This window comes from Gottfriedia acidiceleris (genome assembly GCF_036421055.1).
Taxonomy (GTDB): Bacteria; Bacillota; Bacilli; order Bacillales; family Bacillaceae_G; genus Gottfriedia; species Gottfriedia acidiceleris_C.
The window spans coordinates 1-18,430 of sequence record NZ_JAZGQS010000012.1 but is presented as its reverse complement, the minus strand read 5'-3'; the positions used below and the strand labels follow the sequence as shown (position 1 = coordinate 18,430).

16 protein-coding genes are annotated in these 18,430 nt (G+C 32.7%); 7 read left to right on the top strand and 9 right to left on the bottom strand.

What is annotated here, in order from left to right:
- Nucleotides 1-819: a purine-nucleoside phosphorylase gene (locus RAH41_RS17430; protein ID WP_331224275.1), complete on the bottom strand. Its 819-nt coding sequence runs from the start codon at nt 817-819 to the stop codon at nt 1-3.
- Between the two features lie 248 nt (nt 820-1,067).
- Between RAH41_RS17430 and RAH41_RS17425 the strand changes: the two genes are divergently transcribed.
- Entirely contained in the window at nt 1,068-2,282 is a 1,215-nt protein-coding gene (locus tag RAH41_RS17425; RefSeq protein ID WP_331224273.1) for an ROK family transcriptional regulator, read from the top strand.
- Between the two features lie 67 nt (nt 2,283-2,349).
- On the opposite strand, the gene RAH41_RS17420 is transcribed toward RAH41_RS17425, so the two are convergent.
- The 3 genes from RAH41_RS17420 to RAH41_RS17410 form a co-directional block, all read right to left on the bottom strand.
- Nucleotides 2,350-2,472, bottom strand: a complete 123-nt coding sequence (locus tag RAH41_RS17420) for a hypothetical protein (protein ID WP_331224271.1) — start codon at nt 2,470-2,472, stop codon at nt 2,350-2,352.
- A gap of 26 nt (nt 2,473-2,498) precedes the next feature.
- On the bottom strand, nt 2,499-3,152 hold the full coding sequence (locus RAH41_RS17415) for a DUF2252 family protein (protein ID WP_331224270.1): 654 nt from the start codon (nt 3,150-3,152) through the stop codon (nt 2,499-2,501).
- Between the two features lie 259 nt (nt 3,153-3,411).
- Nucleotides 3,412-3,765 carry a DUF2252 family protein gene (locus RAH41_RS17410; RefSeq protein WP_331224398.1) on the bottom strand — a complete coding sequence of 118 codons (354 nt, stop codon included), beginning with the start codon at nt 3,763-3,765 and terminating at the stop codon, nt 3,412-3,414.
- A gap of 394 nt (nt 3,766-4,159) precedes the next feature.
- Here RAH41_RS17410 and treP point away from each other — a divergent pair, with 394 nt between their 5' ends.
- The 3 genes from treP (at nt 4,160) to treR (ending at nt 8,073) form a co-directional block, all read left to right on the top strand.
- Nucleotides 4,160-5,578 carry a PTS system trehalose-specific EIIBC component gene (treP, locus tag RAH41_RS17405; RefSeq protein WP_331224269.1) on the top strand — a complete coding sequence of 473 codons (1,419 nt, stop codon included), beginning with the start codon at nt 4,160-4,162 and terminating at the stop codon, nt 5,576-5,578.
- Nucleotides 5,579-5,647: 69 nt separating this feature from the next.
- Nucleotides 5,648-7,324, top strand: a complete 1,677-nt coding sequence (gene treC / locus RAH41_RS17400) for an alpha,alpha-phosphotrehalase (RefSeq protein ID WP_331224268.1) — start codon at nt 5,648-5,650, stop codon at nt 7,322-7,324.
- A gap of 23 nt (nt 7,325-7,347) precedes the next feature.
- Entirely contained in the window at nt 7,348-8,073 is a 726-nt protein-coding gene (gene treR / locus RAH41_RS17395; RefSeq protein ID WP_331224267.1) for a trehalose operon repressor, read from the top strand.
- 106 nt (nt 8,074-8,179) lie between these two features.
- Here treR and RAH41_RS17390 read toward each other — a convergent pair whose 3' ends face one another.
- Nucleotides 8,180-9,064 (bottom strand): acyltransferase, encoded by an 885-nt coding sequence (locus RAH41_RS17390; protein ID WP_331224265.1) that lies wholly within the window; start codon nt 9,062-9,064, stop codon nt 8,180-8,182.
- A gap of 402 nt (nt 9,065-9,466) precedes the next feature.
- Between RAH41_RS17390 and RAH41_RS17385 the strand changes: the two genes are divergently transcribed.
- Nucleotides 9,467-10,657, top strand: a complete 1,191-nt coding sequence (locus tag RAH41_RS17385) for a class I SAM-dependent rRNA methyltransferase (RefSeq protein ID WP_331224263.1) — start codon at nt 9,467-9,469, stop codon at nt 10,655-10,657.
- A 36-nt stretch (nt 10,658-10,693) separates the two neighbouring features.
- Here the strand turns inward: RAH41_RS17385 and pepT are convergent, their stop codons facing one another.
- The 3 genes from pepT to RAH41_RS17370 all read right to left on the bottom strand — a co-directional run bounded on the left by pepT (nt 10,694) and on the right by RAH41_RS17370 (nt 14,402).
- Nucleotides 10,694-11,935 carry a peptidase T gene (gene pepT, locus RAH41_RS17380; RefSeq protein ID WP_331224262.1) on the bottom strand — a complete coding sequence of 414 codons (1,242 nt, stop codon included), beginning with the start codon at nt 11,933-11,935 and terminating at the stop codon, nt 10,694-10,696.
- Nucleotides 11,936-12,050: 115 nt separating this feature from the next.
- A complete protein-coding gene (locus RAH41_RS17375; RefSeq protein ID WP_331224260.1) occupies nt 12,051-12,686 on the bottom strand; it encodes a lysoplasmalogenase in 636 nt (211 codons plus the stop codon).
- 132 nt (nt 12,687-12,818) lie between these two features.
- The gene (locus tag RAH41_RS17370) at nt 12,819-14,402 is read right to left on the bottom strand and encodes a L,D-transpeptidase (protein WP_331224259.1); all 1,584 of its coding nucleotides are present in this window, start codon (nt 14,400-14,402) and stop codon (nt 12,819-12,821) included.
- A 480-nt stretch (nt 14,403-14,882) separates the two neighbouring features.
- On the opposite strand from RAH41_RS17370, the gene RAH41_RS17365 reads away from it, so the two are divergent.
- On the top strand, nt 14,883-17,063 hold the full coding sequence (locus RAH41_RS17365) for a DNA topoisomerase III (protein WP_331224257.1): 2,181 nt from the start codon (nt 14,883-14,885) through the stop codon (nt 17,061-17,063).
- A 37-nt stretch (nt 17,064-17,100) separates the two neighbouring features.
- On the opposite strand, the gene RAH41_RS17360 is transcribed toward RAH41_RS17365, so the two are convergent.
- Nucleotides 17,101-17,598 carry a precorrin-2 dehydrogenase/sirohydrochlorin ferrochelatase family protein gene (locus RAH41_RS17360; RefSeq protein WP_331224256.1) on the bottom strand — a complete coding sequence of 166 codons (498 nt, stop codon included), beginning with the start codon at nt 17,596-17,598 and terminating at the stop codon, nt 17,101-17,103.
- Nucleotides 17,599-17,872: 274 nt separating this feature from the next.
- On the opposite strand from RAH41_RS17360, the gene RAH41_RS17355 reads away from it, so the two are divergent.
- Nucleotides 17,873-18,403, top strand: coding sequence for a PTS sugar transporter subunit IIA (locus RAH41_RS17355; RefSeq protein WP_419471626.1), 531 nt, complete (start codon nt 17,873-17,875; stop codon nt 18,401-18,403).
- Nucleotides 18,404-18,430: the final 27 nt, after the last annotated feature.

Genomic DNA, 18,430 nt, shown 5'->3' with positions numbered 1-18,430 from the left:
TTACATTTCTTCTAGTATACCCTTAACTAAGTTAACAAATTTTGTTCTAACCATGCTCGCTACTTCAATTACTTCTTCGTGGTTTAATGGTTGATCTAGGATGCCACAAGCCATGTTTGTTAGGCAAGAGATACCTAAAACTTTCATGCTTCCGTGAACAGCTACGATTGCTTCAGGAACTGTTGACATCCCTACAGAATCAGCACCAAGTGTACGGATCATACGGATTTCAGCAGGTGTTTCGTATGAAGGGCCACTCCACCAAGCATATACACCCTGTTGTAATTTAAGATCTTGTTTCGCAGCAACATTTAATGCAAGGCTACGTAATTCTTTGTTATATACTTCAGAAACGTCAGGGAAGCGAGTTCCTAGTTCTGAGTTATTTGGTCCAATTAAAGGATTTGTTCCAACTAAATTAATATGATCAGTAATTAACATTAAATCGCCCGGATTAAAGCTAGTGTTAATAGCACCACAAGCATTTGTTACGATTAATTTTTCTACTCCAAGTGCTTTCATTACACGTACAGGGAACGTTACTTCATCTAAAGTAAAGCCTTCATAATAATGGAAACGGCCTTTCATTGCTACCACAACTTGGCCTTTTAATTCACCAATTACTAATTCATTCGCATGTCCAACTGCTTCAGACTTTGCAAAGTGAGGAATTTCACTGTAAGGAATGACAACAGCGTTTTCGATTTCATCTGCAAGAGTACCTAAGCCAGAACCTAATATTAATCCAACCGTTGGACGGTAGTTTGTTTTACTTAATATAAAATCTCTTGTTTCTAAAATATGTTCAGTTTTATGCATATATTTTTCCTCCAAAAATGAGCGATAGGGATTGTAATATTGTAATGAGTAATCTAATGCTTTCACCATAAGTCTAATGGATAATTCCTTACTTGTAAATAAACTAAAAATCATTTTGGTAAAAAGTTTAATCTTTTTTACTTAAAATGCTGTAAAATAGTGTATAAATAGCTATACTTAATTCATAAAATATAAAAAGTTGAATGAGAAGTAGGTAGGAAAAAAAGATTAGAGTTTTGGAGGAGCTAATGATCAGGCAATTTATAGGCAATCAGTCGCCTAAAATCAAAAGTTTAAAACTTTTATATAGCTTAATAAGAAAATTAGGACCAATTAAAGTTAGTTCATTAACTGAAATGACAGGTTATAAGCATACTACTTGTGTTCGGTTATTGGATGAGTTAGTACAGGATGGGCTTATATATGACAGTGGTTTAGGGGTTTCTAGCGGTGGAAGGAGACCAGCGATGTATGTAATTAACCCAACTGCATTCTATTTAATTGGTGTTGAAATTACGAATTTATTTACAACGGTACTACTGCTTGACTTAAATCTAACCATTGTCGAATCAAAAAAATTAAAAATGAGCAATGAGAGTACTGGAGAATATACATTAAATTTTGTAACAAAAAGTGTAAGTGAATTATTAGATCAAAATAAGATTAGTAGAGAAAAATTACTAGGTATTGGTATAGGAGTTTTAGACCCAATTGATCAAGAAAAGGGTGTATTGATAAAATCAGAATCATTTTTAGCTGATGGGTGGGAAAGTTTAAATATTGTTCAGTACTTAGAAGAAACTAATCAGTGCCCAGTATTATTAAATAACGGTACAAATTTAGCAGCCTTAGCAGAGTACAGACTAAATTATAGTAAAGAAAATGAAAATATTGTTTTTGTTTCGAGTGATATGGGAATTCGATGTGGGATTATTCAGCAAGGCAAACTAATAAGCAATAAAAACGAAATGGACGATGCTTTTGGACATATGATCATCGATATTCATGGAAAACTTTGTTCATGCGGTACTTATGGTTGTCTACAAGCGTATAGTAGTTTACCAGCAATTCACAAAGAGGTTATCAAACGTATTAAGCGAGGAGAGGTTTCTTCTTTGAATGGTGAATTAAATGATGTTGAAAAAATTAGTTATCACCAAATTCTTGAAGCTTTAGAGAAAGAAGACCCACTTTGTTTAGAAGTCATTAAAGAGGCAGCTAATTACTTTGGAATAGGACTGACTAACCTTATTTATATTGTACGTCCTGATATTGTAGTTTGTGGAGGTACACTAGTTCCAAAGCCATTATTCTTTGATGTAGCATGCGAAATAGCACAAGGAAGATTGAAAAAATATCCAAACAGTCCTGTTCAAATCATTAAATCATCAACAGCGTATAATATCGTTGCACAGGGAGCGGGCTGTATCGTATTTGATTACTTTACAGAGGAAACAATGTAATAATAGCTAAAAAACCGTTAATACTCTACCTAGGGACAGATAGGGCATTAACGGTTTTTATTTATAATTAATGTTTAAATGAATGAAAATTTAATAAATATGGGTTAGCAATCATACCATTTTCATTAAAGTAAAACTTACAGATTAATTCCTCAAAATGATTTATGGCACTTTCGAAAATAAATCCCATAAGTCCCAGTCCCTCCTGATTTCTTATTACAACTTTCCAGTATGTCTTAAATCCTCAATTAATGTATAGTCTGCAAGTACTTGGTTATAGTAATTTTCACTTAGTTGAAGGACCGTTGTTTTAAACTGAGGCCAAGCAGTAATTGCATCTAGAACGCCTTGCTCAAAATTATAGTTTACATACGTTGTATTATAGTCCTTGTCAGCTCTTGCGTGAGCGTAGGCAAACGCCATAGCAGAATACTTTAAGAAGTTCTGGACATCTGATTTACTTTTGAAATCAACTGCATCAAATGTTTCATCCCATGGTGAAATTCGTTGAACTCGGTAAGAACTGTTATTAAAATTCATTTCTCCTAAATCATTATCAACTTTGATTCCATCAGCTAACTCACCTGTTTTAGAGCGATTACCATGAGAAGGGAATGTATTGCATTGAGTTTGAGATAGACTACCTTCTAAAAACATAGATGGATTGCGTTGCTCTTTAACTTCTAATAACACATCATCGTTTTGTGATCTAGTTTCTCCTTCAATTAGTACATAAAATTTATCTACACCTAAACTTTCTAGACCTGAATGCAGGCGACGAGCAATGTCTTTAATTGTAAAGTATGTACTTGGCTTTGAGGGAAACAAAACTAGAGATATTAGCTTTATAATTTGTCCAATTGTTAACAATGTTTGAACGCTCCGTTGATGTCACTGCTGATAAATTACTATTTGAAAAGTTAAATAGTCTTGTTCCAGAAGTGGTAGTAGTCCACTTATTTAATAGCTTTGTTACACTATCTGAACTTTTAATATCTCGCATTTGATTTTGGACAAAGCCACTTGTTAATGTTCCTTCATCCAGTTGCGTTGAAGTCTCACCGCTATTTCCATTAACGGCAGTCAGTGTGTCTTGGTAAGTAGTTAAAAAGCTTGTAACTAGTTCACGTCAATTTTGCATAGATAAAGAGACGTTTGAGGCCTCATCTGCCATGAGGAAAACACTAGTAGAGAAGCGAATTAAATCCCAATAAAATGGTGCGACATATGATTCATCTGAGTCATTTAAATCAAAAACGACCTCACCTTTACTGTTATCAAAAAAACCTATGTTTTGTGTATGTGCATCACCCTCAACCCCAACCCATGTTCTAATATTCGCGGTTGTTTTCCAAGCGCTAGGAATAGGAATTACACCAGTTCCTAAGTCTTGATAGAAAAGTGGATTAGTCGCGCGGTAAAAAGAAAATGGTGATTCCTCCATGCTAGTATATTTTTCTTGTCGTACGTTTGGATCTGTGATGAATGCATTTGCATTAGTTAGTTGTGATTAGATGTAAGATTCTCTTGTTGATGATTGATCTGCAGCATAAGAAGTTGAAACAGGCAGGATTGTAGGCAAGCAGTTAATGTCAAAATAGTACGTTTCATAATATTCCTCCAAATTAAAATGACTTACTTTTTTGATTTTAGATTGTGAATAGATAGATGGCGATAAATGTGTGTAAATTTTTAGTTAATTGAAGTGTTATTTATTAGTGGTTTGGAGTAGCAATTTCCATGGAAATTAATAAGAAGTGAGAACGTTTACAAAAAACGCTTGCAATCCTGTACGTACAAGAATATACTAATCTTGTACGTACAGGATGAATTTAAAAATTATAAATAAATAATAGATTGCTCGAGGAGGGGATATCATGAGCCGATTTAGTGACGATGCAAAACAATTACTTCAGTACATTGGTGGTAAAGAAAACATCGCTACAGTAACTCATTGTGCAACACGAATGCGTTTTGTACTGAAAGACGTTAAAAAAGCTGATGAAAAAATGATTCAAGAAATTAAAATAGTTAAAGGTACTTTTACGCAAGCTGGGCAATTTCAAGTAATTATCGGTAATGAAGTATCTATTTTTTATAATGAATTCGTAAAATTAGCTGGGGTAGAGGAAACTTCAAAAGATGAAGCTAAAATAGCTGCAAGGCAAAATATGACATGGATCCAAAGACTGCTTGCTCACTTAGCGGAAATCTTTTCACCATTAATTCCAGCCATTGTTGTAGGGGGTCTAATCTTAGGATTCCGTAATATAATTGGGGATATTAAACTACTAGATCATGGTACTAAAACACTTGTCGAAACCTCTCAATTTTGGGCAGGTACACATTCTTTTTTATGGTTGATCGGTGAAGCCATTTTTCATTTCTTACCAGTTGGTATAACATGGTCAATTACAAAGAAAATGGGTACGACTCAAATTCTGGGGATTGTTTTAGGTATTACACTTGTTTCACCACAACTACTAAATGCATATGCAGTAGCAGGTGGGGCTGTACCACCAGTTTGGGACTTTGGTTTTGCTAAAATCGATATGATTGGTTATCAAGCGCAAGTTATTCCAGCTATATTGGCCGGTTTCACTTTAGCGATTTTAGAGACAAATATTCGAAAAATTGTTCCAAGTGCAATTTCAATGATAGTGGTACCGTTTTTTGCACTAGTACCAACAGTTATAATTGCACATGTAGTATTAGGTCCAATCGGTTGGAAAATCGGTTCAGCTATCTCACATCTAGTTTATTCAGGATTAACGTCTTCATTCGGTTGGCTCTTTGCCTTAGTATTTGGATTCTTCTATGCACCACTCGTTATAACTGGATTGCATCATATGACTAACGCAATCGATCTTCAACTAATGAGTCAGCTTCATGGAACGAATCTGTGGCCGATGATCGCTTTATCAAATATCGCACAAGGCTCTGCTGTTTTAGCAATCATTTATTTGAATAGAAAGAATGAAGAAGAAAAGCAAGTATCAATTCCTGCTGCTATCTCTTGTTTTTTAGGGGTAACAGAGCCAGCAATGTTTGGTATTAACTTAAAGTATGCTTATCCATTCTTAGCTGCCATGATTGGCTCTGGTATAGCTGCTATTGTTTCAGTTGGTACAGGTGTAATGGCGAATTCAATTGGTGTTGGAGGCCTTCCAGCAATTTTATCTATTCAGCCTAAACATATTGGAATGTTTTCAATTGCTATGCTAGTTGCAGTCGTTGTCCCATTCATTTTAACAATTATTTTTAACAAGAAAAAACTACTAGTGAAAAACTCATAATTATTTAAGGGGAAGGAAATTTATTTTCCTTCCTTTCGAATTTATTTATAAATCAAGGAGATTATCAAAATGAAGGATTTTAAGAACAGTGTCGTATACCAAATTTATCCTAAGTCTTTTTATGATTCGAATGGAGATGGTTTTGGAGACTTAAGAGGAGTTACAAAAAAGCTTGATTATTTAAAAGAATTAGGTGTTGACTACATTTGGCTTACTCCATTTTATGTATCTCCTCAAAATGATAATGGTTATGATGTAGCGGACTATCGAAAAATTGATCCAGCATACGGAACAATGGAAGATTTTGATGAATTGGTGAAGTCTGCGAAACGTTGTGATATAGAAATAATGCTGGATATGGTATTTAATCATACTTCTTCAGAACATGAGTGGTTTAAGAAAGCCCTTGATGGAGATGAAAAATATAAAAACTATTATATTTTTAGAGAAGAAAAGGACGGAAAAGAGCCAACGAATTGGATCTCCAAATTTGGTGGTTCAACTTGGGAGAAAGTTGAGAATTCAAATGAATATTATCTGCATCTCTTTGATAAAACCCAACCAGATTTAAACTGGGAAAATGATGAGGTACAAAACGAACTATTTGATATCGTTAATTTCTGGATAGATAAAGGAGTAAAAGGATTTCGTTTGGATGTAATTAATCTGATATCAAAGCCAGAAGTTATGGTTGATGACGAAATAGGTGACGGCAGAAAATACTATACAGACGGACCTCGAATTCATGAATATTTAAAGAAATTAAATAAAGAGACGTTTGGTAAAAACGAAGAAATCATTACTGTCGGTGAAATGTCTTCAACTTCAATCGACCATTGTATTCAATACTCAAATCCGTCTGAGAATGAGTTATCGATGGTTTTTAGCTTCCATCATTTAAAAATTGACTATAAAGATGGGCAAAAATGGTCATTAATGGATTTTGATTTTATATCACTTAAGTCAATTCTCGATCAGTGGCAAAAAGGTATGCAATCCGGTAATGGATGGAACGCCTTATTTTGGTGTAACCATGACCAACCTCGTATTGTTTCACGAATTGGAAACGATCAAAAATATCATAAAGAATCAGCCAAAATGCTTGCTACTTCAATGCATTTATTAAGAGGAACTCCATATATTTACCAAGGTGAAGAAATTGGAATGCCAAATCCTAAATTTGACACAATTGAAGACTATCGAGATGTAGAAAGCTTAAATTATTATAAAATATTAAAAGAAAATGGGGTTCCAGAAAGAGAAATATTAGCCATTTTAAAGAGCAAGTCAAGGGATAATTCCCGTACACCTATGCAATGGAATAATTCAATTCATGCAGGATTCACAACTGGAACACCATGGATTTCAACTGGAAAAGATTATGAACAAATAAATGTCGAAAATTCGATAGCTGACGAAGATTCAGTGTATTATCATTATAAAAAACTAATTGACTTAAGAAAAAAATTCGACATTATTTCGACAGGTACGTATGATTCATTCTTACTAAATCATGAACAAATATTTGCATACACTCGGAAACTGGGTAATCAAATGTTGTTAGTCGTTAATAATTTTTATGGCAAGGATACTCTTTTTAAATTACCAGAAGATATCGAGATTGGGGATTATAAGAAGCAGATTTTAATTTCAAATTACGAGGATTCTAGTCAGAATATAAGCGAATTTACGTTGCGTCCATATGAGTCTATTTGTTACCTTCTTGAGAAAAATGTAAGAATATAATAAAATTTTTCTAGGTGATGAAAATGAACGCAAAGTATATTTCAATCTATCATAAGTTAATTGAACAGATTGAAAAAGGGGCTTTTGCTGTTGGTAGTAAAATACCTTCTGAAAAGTCATTAATGGAGCAATTTGCTGTTTCTAGAGATACAATTAGGAAATCCTTACAAATGCTTGAGCAAAACGGTTATATAAATAAAGTCAAAGGTAAAGGTTCGTTTATTTTAGACACTGCAAAATTAAATTTCCCGGTAACAGGTTTAATTAGTTTTAAAGAATTATCAAACCAAATCGGTAGAGAAGCAGAAACAATTGTAGAAATTCTTGAAAAGAAGTGGCCAAGTAAATTTGTAAGAGAACAACTAGAAATAGATGACCAAACAGCGATTTGGAAAGTAGTTAGAGCCAGAAAAATCGACGGAAAAAAAATAATTTTAGACAAAGAGTATTACAATAGTTCATATGTAGAAAAACTTTCAAAGTCAATCTGCGAAGGGTCAATTTTTGACTATATAGAAAATACTCTACACTTAAATATTGGCTTTGCGAAAAAAGAAATTGTAGTACAAGCTTGCACAGAAGATGACCAAAAATATTTAGATTTAGATGGTTATGATATGGTAGTAGTTGTAAATACTTTCGTCTATTTAGACGATGGTTCTCTATTACAATACGGTCAATCTAGACATCGCCCTGATAAGTTCAAATTTGTTGATTTTGCTAGAAGAATTCAACCGGTTAATGAATGAATTTAAAGCCTTATTCAATTTAGACTACACCCCTTAAAGTTGATGAAGAAAAAACCATGTGTTTTAAAAACAGCGAATTTAAGGGGTGTTTTTTTAGCATGCGGTTTTACTTTTTTGACAATAAATAGTTATATATTTTCTCTTTAATCCTTTCTATAAAACTCTGCTTAACATTAGGATTTCCAATGAAAAAGCGGTTTTTGTTTCGATTCACCTGCAAATTATCTTTAATAAAATCAAGTTTTTCTGAAACCGACTTTAATTCTGTTAGTGATTTTTCTATAGAAGTGAATGGGAATATCTCAGTTTGATTATATGAATAAATATATTCATCACTCTCAAAAACATCATGACTTTGTGTTTCTGATTCTGTAAACGCATGTACGCTGTCACTAGTATAAAAAATTGATTCGCCAATTTTTCTTACTGGATTGCCAGCATACGAAGAATTCGATTCAATTTTTTTCCCACTAACTAATGACATGCCTCCGATAATACTGCCTGAACCAATTTGAGTTCCTTTTAAAATAAAAGCATGTTGACCAATCCAAACATGATCGCCAATATAAATGCTTTTACTTGGGTTAACTCTTTTCTTCGAGAGAGAATCATAAATTAGATGAGGGTCTGCTGTTCTAAACCAACAGTCAAATGAAATTAAACAACCTTCTCCAACGATAACATTTTTTTGTTCTGAAATAATTACATTTAATTTGTTGTTAAAATAATTATCTCTTCCAAAAAATAGTACAGAATTATTGTAAACAATTGCATTGAGTATATAATTAAACCTGTTTTTACAAAGAAAAATAATCGTGTCATTTCCATTAAACTCAATATTACTATTTACTAAATGAACATTTTCATTATCACAATATAGAACATTTCCTTTTCCTCTAAATATTATTTTTGAATTTGTTAGTTTAGGGTCCCCTATTATTTTATTCTCTTTTAAGTTCTCTATTTGTATTGTTTCAGTAATCATTTCCATAATGTATTCCCTTTCACTTTGAACAAGAATTTGTTCTGACCTAGATAATTTGGCGCTTACTTTAGTATTTCCACTTTTACAACTACATCAAAAGGTATTCATGATATTAATATTAAAATAACTAGCAGAGTAAATCACTAATTCTTTAAGATAAAGAGAGTATTTTATATATCAAATTTAAAGATTATTATCATGCTTACTTAGAAAAAGAGAGATTAAGTAATTTGTTTGTCATGTTATAATAAAGGACTTGATAGCACGTTGTGCGAAAAATGGCTTAAGCGGTTATTTCATAGAAAAAGATAATATTTTACTTAAATCAGCAGTTTTGTCTAACAGGTCACACTATAATAATTGTTTATGGAAATAATATGTAAAAAAAGAGAATGAATGGATGGGCTTATGGATAAAGAATTAAAAATTAAACAAAAGTTTGTAAAAGATTATAAAAATGGGTATCCACTAATTTCAAAAGAATCGATCGTGAATAGTAAAGATTTTATTTATGAAGGAACAATAATTAATCTTGTAGATGAACGTAATGGTTTTATTGGAAAGGGATACTATGGAAAGCAAAATAAGGGTTTAGGTTGGGTTCTTAGCCTGAAGGAGCATGAAAAGATTGGACCTAAGTTCTTTGAGGATAAAATTAAACAAGCAATCGAAGACCGCCAACAATTTTATAATAGCTCTGATACGACAGCATTTAGAGTATTTAATGGGGAAGGCGATGGGATTGGTGGATTAACAATTGATTATTTTGACGGATTTTATTTAATTAGTTGGTATAGCGAAGGAATCTATCAATTTAAAGATTGGGTTATTCAAGCATTAGAGAATCTTGTCGAATTCAAAGGGATTTATCAGAAAAAGCGCTTTGATACAAAAGGGCAGTATATTGAAGAAGATGATTTTGTGATGGGGGATAGAGGTCAATTTCCTATTATCGTAAAGGAAAATGGAGTTAATTTCGCTATATATTTAAATGATGGCGCAATGGTAGGCGTATTTTTAGATCAACGTGAAGTTAGAAAACTAATTCGAGATAAATATGCTTACGGGAAAACAGTTTTAAATACTTTCTCTTATACAGGAGCATTCTCAGTTTTTGCAGCAGTTGGAGGAGCAAGTAAGACTACTAGTGTAGACTTAGCAAATCGTAGCTTAGAAAAAACAAAAGAACAATTTAAAATTAATGGAATTGACCCTGCAACCGAGAACATAGTTGTTGAGGATGTATTTCATTACTTTAAATATGCAGTTAAAAAGAATCTTACATTTGAGATGGTTATTTTAGATCCACCAAGTTTTGCAAGATCTAAAAAACATACTTTCAGCGCGGAAAAAGACTATAAGAACCTGTTGAAAGAAGCTATTACGATTACAAAAAATGATGGTGTAATCGTTGCTTCAACGAACTGTAGTACTTTTGGAATGAATAAATTTAAAGGGTTTATTGATACAGCGTTTAAGGAATTAGGCGGGCAATATAAATTAATGGAAGAATTTAGCCTACCTAATGACTTTAAAACAACTAAGCAGTTTAAAGAAGGTAACTATTTAAAAGTCGTATTTATTCGTAAAATTAAGTAAAAAAAGGACTGACAGATATATGTCAGTCCTAATTTTTTACTTTGAAGTTGCCTTTTGTTCATATAATTTGATCACTTCAATCATGACATTTGTTGCTTTAACCATATTGTCGATTGAAATGTATTCAAATTTGCCGTGGTAGTTTTCTCCACCTGTAAAAATGTTTGGAGTAGGTAGTCCCATATATGATAGCTGTGAACCATCTGTTCCACCACGTATTGGTTCTACAATTGGTGTAATTTCTAGGTTTGTCATTGCCTCGTGAGCAATATCAACAACCTCTTTAACAGGTAAGATTTTCTCACCCATATTATAGTACTGGTCTTTTAACTCTAAAATAATGCTGTTTTCACCATGTTTTTCTTTTAATTGATTTACAATTTTCGACAATGTCTCTTTTCGGCTAGCAAATTTTGTTTTATCATGATCTCTAATAATGTAGTGCATTTTTGTTAACTCTACATCACCTTCAATTGATACTAGATGATAAAAGCCTTCGTAACCTTCAGTTGATTCTGGTGCTTCTTCTAAAGGTAATAAATTATTTATTTCCATGGCAATTTTCATTGAATTTATCATTTTACCCTTAGCAGTACCTGGGTGAACGTTTTTACCTTTTACCGTAATCATTGCACCTGCAGCATTAAAGCTCTCGTATTGAAGCTCTCCTAATGGACCACCGTCCATTGTGTAAGCATATTTAGCATCAAACGCTTTTACATCAAATTTATGTGGGCCTCTACCGATTTCTTCATCTGGTGTAAATGCGACTCTTATTTTGCCGTGTTTGATTTCAGGATGTTGAACTAAATACGCCATCGCAGTCATAATTTCAGCGATACCAGCCTTATTATCCGCACCAAGTAATGTAGTCCCATCAGTTGTCATTAATGTGTGACCTATATACTTACTTAACTCTGGTGAATGACTCGGCGATAGGACAACATTTAAACGCTCATTTAAAACGATATCCTTTCCATCATAGTCTTCAACTAGCTGAGGGTTAACATTTTTTCCTGTAAAGTCTGTCGCTGTGTCTAAATGTGCTAAAAATCCAATTGTCGGAATTTCTTTGTCGGAATTTGCCGGAAGTGTAGCCATAACATAACCATTGTTATCCATCGTTACGTCAACTAATCCAATTTTGTTTAACTCTTCCACTAGCATGCGGCCCAAAGTTAATTGGCCAGGTGTAGAAGGGCATGTTTCACTACTCGCATTTGATTGTGTATCAACTTTTGCATAACTAATTAAACGATTAATTAACTCATTTTTCATATGAAAATCTCCTTTTACATTTCATAATTCTTATGTAATACGCTTTCAATTTTTAATTTCAGTGAAAAGAGGCTACATTTATATTGTAGTTCTTACTTTATTTGAAAGTAAAATATTAAGAAACGCTCTTTCTATTTAAAATGCTTTTAGCGATTAAAAACTGTGCTAAGTAGTAAGTGATCATGATTAATTCATGACCGTATTTAACGCTTTCTACAAATAGGTCCCATGATAATATAGAATCTGAAATGATAAATAATAGGCTCCCCAAAATAGCCCATTTGTTTCCAGTCATTATAGCAGTAAATACCATCAATGAAATAGCTACTGAATAGGCTATTACCGGAATAACTAAGTTCTCTTGTCCACCTTCATTTAAAGAGCGTACTAAATTAGAGCATAGAAAAAACGCATATATTGTAATTGGAATAATCGCAAGTAGGCGATATATGGAAAATTTCCATCCTGATATAAAACCAGCAGCATAAAACAAATGCCCAATTAGAAAAGCACTTAAACCGACAACAAACCAGATTAACGTTCCGTCACCAATCATACAAAAAATAAGGCCTAAAAGTATGAGAGTGCGATATTTAGTTGATTGATAAGGAATTTGTGAAAAGGCATAACTGATAATCAACACCATTGGAATTACCTTAAACAGTATTTTTATGCTTACAGGCTCTGAAGGAATAAAAAAGATATAGAGAATACCAAAAAACAAAATAAGTATAGGTAGATACCTCTTCAAAATAAAATTACCCCTTTCTAACTCTTTCCTTTTTACTAAATATTATCAGTGAAAAGTGAAAAGAATGCTATTAGAAAAACGAAAGAGTAATCTATTAAACTATAAAAAAAGCAAACCGGAATGGTTTGCTTTTTATGCGATAGCTATTCCATATGAGTGAGCAATTTGCCCATTCGTACTAGATGATTTTGCAATAATAACTGTCGTCCCAACATTTATTTGATCGAATAACCATTCAATCTCATTGTTATGCATTCGAATACAGCCGTGACTAACTGATTTACCAATAGAACTCTCATTAGCATTTCCGTGAATCCCATATGAGTTTCCAGGAGAACTACCCGTACTTAAGCCCATCCATCTTTTACCTAGTGGATTATTTGGAGCTCCACCAGGAATATTTTCTTTATACCAAGGTCTATTCTTAATTTTGTTTAAGATTTTGAACTTTCCAGTAGGTGTAGGAGAAGAGGCTTTTCCTGTTGCTACACTAAATGTTTTTACTAATTTTCCTTTGTTGTAATATGAAAGTTTATTTGTTTTTGTATTAACAATAATTAGCTGCCCATTCGAAAGAGGTTGGGAGCTCTTTGCCTCAGTAAATGAAGGCTTACTTTGGTTTCCAGCAGCGTCAATTGACTGTACTTTTATAGGCGTAAATACTTTTAATTTACTGACCTTAAAACTATAACTACCATTCTTTGTTGCAGCTGTTTTAGCTGTATATTTACCGTTTAGATACAGTTTAACAGAAGCATTTGGTTCTGTTTTCCCACTAATGACAGTGGCATTTTCTTTAACTGTTTGGATTGTAGGTGCTGAAGGTGCAGTACGATCTAATATACGGATTGAAACAGGTTTACTTTGATTTTTACTCTTATCAACTGCAACGACTTGAAGAACTGTGTTTGCCTTTTGCTTCGCCATTTTAATAGTAAACTTACCTGCCGAGTTAACTTTACCTTTTACTAATACTTTCTTGTTTAAGTAAATGAAAACATCAGCATTTGGTTCTGATTTACCTGATATGCTTTGAGATTGATCTGATATTGAAGGTATGGAAGTGATAGAAGGTGCGATTACATCTGAAACATATGATGTAGCAGTTTTACTTTTTAATCCAATTGAAACACCAACTGCATTTATTTTAGTAAATTCTTTTAGAGGTTTAGTATTGAATTGAAAATTGCCTTTTGAATCTGTTTGTACGGTGCTTATAAGTTTATTATTGTTGAATAATTGGACGCTACTGTTTGCTAAAAATACTCCTGTTATAGATGTGGATTTATTTGTAATTGGGTTAATTTTTGGAGTTGGTAAATCATTAATCATAAATTTAATAGTCTGGTCTGAAACAGCTAGAGTCTGATTATCTAATGTAATTGAACTTAGTTGATAAGTACCTTTTATAAAAGAAGCTGTAACCCCAATTTTTCCAGCATAGTAAAGATCTGAAGACGATGGGTTTTTTAGTAAAACTTCTGTCAAATTAGTCCCGTTTTTAAATGTGAGAGTTACATTGTTGAAATGTTCTTTAGTCGTTAATCCAACTTCAATAGATTGTCCAAAAGTGGCTTCAGTAGTGTTTAAATTTAGATTATCTATATAATTTGATAACGCATCATCACTAAAACTTTTTGAAAAAGAAGTCGCGTTGGCTGTGGGTAATAAGAATAAAAATACCCCTAAAATTACAGATACAATCTTATTAATCATTGTCTCTCTCCTTATATATGGAATTAATTACTAAATTTGCCATATAAGGAGTAAATACCTTTGTTTTTTTTATAAAATAAAACGTCAATTTTCTGCAAAAAAAATTAATTGCAACACAAAAAAAGAACGTTTTAAAAAAACTTTTCTAAAAATATGTTGTGCTTAAATTCAAAAAATCCTGGGGCCGAAATTTCTCTTATAACATCGAAGTAAATCTTTAGATTCCTCTAATTTGGAAGAAAGGAAATTGTATGAAGAACTGTGTATTTTATACTCTGAAAGATTAAAAGCTCAGAATAGAAAGTTGAAAAGTGATTATGGAATAGTTTTATATCCATCTCAAAAAGGAATTGATGATGATTATTACTGAAATATAATAAATTATAAAGAAACGAACTCTCTGTGTTTTTTTGGAATTAGATGAGTAGAAGTGTTAAAGTTAGTTAATAAGAAAATTGTAAATAAACTAAGGAGTACGATATGAGCAAAACAGTAGTATTAGCGGAAAAGCCTTCAGTTGCTAGAGATATAGCTAAAGTGCTAGGGTGCAATCAAAAAGGTAACGGTTTTTTAGAAGGTAAAAAGTATATTGTGACCTGGGCATTAGGGCATCTTGTGACTTTGGCTGACCCTGAAGGATATGATAATAAATATAAGTCATGGAATTTAGAAGATTTACCAATGATTCCAGATAAATTAAAGCTTGTTGTTATTAAAAAGACGGGCAAGCAATTTCAAGCTGTGAAAACTCAATTATTAAGAAAAGATGTTTCAGATATCGTAATCGCGACGGATGCAGGGCGAGAAGGTGAACTTGTTGCAAGATGGATTCTTCAATTGGCAAAGGTTAATAAACCAATTAAAAGACTATGGATTTCTTCTGCAACAGATCAGGCAGTGAAAAAGGGCTTTGAAAATTTACGTAATGGCAAGGAATATGAAAATTTATATCTGTCTGCTGTAGCAAGAGCTGAGGCAGATTGGATCGTGGGGATTAATGCAACAAGAGCACTTACCTGTAAGCATAATGCTCAACTTTCATGTGGTAGGGTTCAAACTCCAACACTTTCGATGATTTTAGAGCGTGAAAAGGAAATAAAAGAATTTAAGCAACAAACTTATTACGGGTTACAAGTAATAGCAAATAATGTAACGTTTACGTGGCAAAATCGTAAGTCGAATGACCAGAAAATTAAAACGTCCGATGATTTACAAAAAATTATTGGAGCGATAAAAGGAAAACAGCTAAAGATTAAGGAAGTTACAACTGCTGAAAAAAAATCTTTTGCTCCGCAACTTTACGATTTAACTGAGCTCCAAAGAGAGGCCAATAAAAGATTTAATTTTTCACCTAAAGAAACTTTATCCATCATGCAAAAGCTATATGAGCACCATAAAGTCGTTACGTATCCACGAACTGATTCTAGATACTTATCGTCCGATTTAGTTGATACATTAAAGGAACGTTTATCTGCATGTAACATAAAACCTTATGGAAAAATCATTATGAAATTAACAAATCAACCGATTAAAGTAAATAAGTCATTTGTAGATGATAATAAGGTTTCAGATCACCATGCGATTATACCAACGGAGCAGGCACCTATATTAAGTGAACTTTCTTCAAAAGAATTTAAAATATATGAACTAATCGTAAGAAGATTTTTAGCAGTCTTACTACCTCCGTACGTATATGAACAAGAAAAAGTTATTGCAGAAATTGATAATGAGATATTTGTTGCGAAAGGTAAAAGGGTTATATCACTGGGCTGGAAAGAAGTTTTTAAAGACGAAGACGATCTTGAAAGTACAGAGGATCAACGATTACCGGTTATTAATGAAAATGAGCGTATTGAAGTAGCTAAAGTGATTGAAACTAAAGGGCATACGAAACCGCCAGCTTACTTTAATGAAGCCACACTTTTAAGTGCAATGGAAAATCCAGTCCATTTTATGTCTGGTAATAGTAGTGATTTAAAAAAGACAATAGGCGAAACAGGTGGATTGGGAACAGTTGCAACAAGAGCGGATATTATTGAAAAACTTTTCAGTAGCTTTTTAATTGAAAAAAAGGGAAAAGATATTTTTATCACAAATAAAGGTAAACAATTATTAAACCTTGTTCCAGAAGCCTTGAAGTCACCAGCCCTAACAGCTGAGTGGGAGCAGAAGCTTCAAGCCATCTCCAAAGGTAAATTAGCTAAATCTAAATTTATGAGTGAAATGATTCGTTTTTCTTCAGATGCTGTGAAAGAAATAAAACAAACTGAACAAAAATTTAAGCATGATAACATGACGAGCACTAAATGTCCCGCCTGCGGAAAGCTTATGTTAGAAGTAAATGGTAAACGCGGAAAAATGTTAGTTTGCCAGGACAGAGAATGTGGTCATCGTAAAACAATTTCACAATCAACTAACGCGAGATGTCCTAATTGCTTCAAACGTTTAGAGCTAAGAGGCGAAGGAGAAGGCCAAATTTTTGTATGTGCATGTGGACATAGAGAAAAACTTTCTACTTTTAAAGATCGACGTTCAAAAGAAAAAAACAGTAAAGTTTCGAAACGAGATGTTCAAAAATATTTAAAGCAACAGAATAAACAAGATGATGAACCATTTAATAACCCATTTGCAGAAGCCTTAGCAAAGTTGAAAAAACAATAAAGGCAAAAGACTTTCACATCTAACCAGTCATATGAGTTTACTCTATGACTGGTTTTTTTCGTTCGATTGCGTATTCATCCACGATTTCACTATAATGATCGTCAAAATAAGTGTCTAGTTCCTTTTTTATTTTTTTTGATAGGACGGGACTTTTACCTGAAGTTGAGACCGATACAATAAGGTCTCCTCTGCGAACCACTGCAGGTGTATGGAAATCACTATTATTTTGATCACTTACATCATTAAACCATTGGAGATCTGATGTACATTCTTTGACGAATTTATTTATTTTTTTATCATCTGTAGCTGCAATAACGATGTGAGCTCCAGTTAAATCAGCTTTTTCAAAATACTTATTTATCCATTTTATTGTAGGTAACTGTTTAAAATCTTCACATAGTTGGGGGCTAATAATCGTAATTGAAGCACCACTTTTTATAAATGCTTTTGCTTTTCGAAATGCGATTTTTCCTCCACCGATGATTGTAATTTTTTTGTTTTGAAGTGAGAAAACTAATGGAACCATTTCAGTCATTTAATCGCTCCTATCTATATAATTGTACTGGTAAATTATTTATGTACATTATTTTATCATATGTAATACCAATTTTTAGAACTAGCTAATTTATGATTCAAGAGAGGGTTTTCATGTCTTTTATTGTAAAAATGATACAGTTTTGTTAATAATTCAATAAATGTTCATCTTTTCTTTAGCATAAATGTATTTTTTCTGTTAGGATAATTAGTATTATTTTTTCTGAAAAGATAATGATAAGACTGGAATCAAAATTAAAGAAAAGGTGAGTATTATGTTTAACAAATTAAAAAAAATGTTCGGTTTAGAGGAAGAACAACAACAAGGTTCTGCTCCTGTAGCAGCAAAGGAAGTTGTTATTAAAGCGCCATTAACTGGAGAAATACATCCACTATCTGAAGTACCAGATCCTGTATTTGCAGAAAAAATGATGGGTGATGGATTTGCTATTACACCGTCAGAAGGTGTTGTAGTAGCTCCTTTCGATGGAGAAATCGTACAAGTATTCCATACGAAACACGCGATTGGAATTCGTTCAAATGAGGGTGTTGAAATCTTAATTCATGTTGGATTAGAAACAGTTAAACTAAATGGTGAAGGTTTTGATGCTCATATAACAGAAGGCCAAAAAGTTAATGCTGGGGATCATTTATTAACATTCAATATGGACTATATAAAAGAAAATGCAAAAAGCACAATTACTCCAGTTATTTTTACAAATGGAGATGTGCTAGAAAATATTAAAGTTACAGCAACTGGCTCAATTCAAAAAGGTTCAGATGCAGCTGTTGCTACATTAAAATAAAAAAATAGCCATAAGGCTATTTTTTTT

Excerpts from the sequence above, each read along its gene's own strand:
- RAH41_RS17430 (WP_331224275.1), bottom strand. The coding sequence starts at position 819 with ATGCATAAAACTGAACATATTTTAGAAACAAGAGATTTTATATTAAGT.
- RAH41_RS17385 (WP_331224263.1), top strand. The coding sequence starts at position 9,467 with ATGGATAAAGAATTAAAAATTAAACAAAAGTTTGTAAAAGATTATAAA.
- RAH41_RS17425 (WP_331224273.1), top strand. The coding sequence starts at position 1,068 with ATGATCAGGCAATTTATAGGCAATCAGTCGCCTAAAATCAAAAGTTTA.
- treR (WP_331224267.1), top strand. The coding sequence starts at position 7,348 with ATGAACGCAAAGTATATTTCAATCTATCATAAGTTAATTGAACAGATT.
- RAH41_RS17390 (WP_331224265.1), bottom strand. The coding sequence starts at position 9,064 with ATGGAAATGATTACTGAAACAATACAAATAGAGAACTTAAAAGAGAAT.
- RAH41_RS17355 (WP_419471626.1), top strand. The coding sequence starts at position 17,873 with ATGTTTAACAAATTAAAAAAAATGTTCGGTTTAGAGGAAGAACAACAA.
- treP (WP_331224269.1), top strand. The coding sequence starts at position 4,160 with ATGAGCCGATTTAGTGACGATGCAAAACAATTACTTCAGTACATTGGT.
- RAH41_RS17365 (WP_331224257.1), top strand. The coding sequence starts at position 14,883 with ATGAGCAAAACAGTAGTATTAGCGGAAAAGCCTTCAGTTGCTAGAGAT.
- treC (WP_331224268.1), top strand. The coding sequence starts at position 5,648 with ATGAAGGATTTTAAGAACAGTGTCGTATACCAAATTTATCCTAAGTCT.
- RAH41_RS17420 (WP_331224271.1), bottom strand. The coding sequence starts at position 2,472 with ATGGGATTTATTTTCGAAAGTGCCATAAATCATTTTGAGGAATTAATC.
- pepT (WP_331224262.1), bottom strand. The coding sequence starts at position 11,935 with ATGAAAAATGAGTTAATTAATCGTTTAATTAGTTATGCAAAAGTTGAT.
- RAH41_RS17370 (WP_331224259.1), bottom strand. The coding sequence starts at position 14,402 with ATGATTAATAAGATTGTATCTGTAATTTTAGGGGTATTTTTATTCTTA.
- RAH41_RS17360 (WP_331224256.1), bottom strand. The coding sequence starts at position 17,598 with ATGACTGAAATGGTTCCATTAGTTTTCTCACTTCAAAACAAAAAAATT.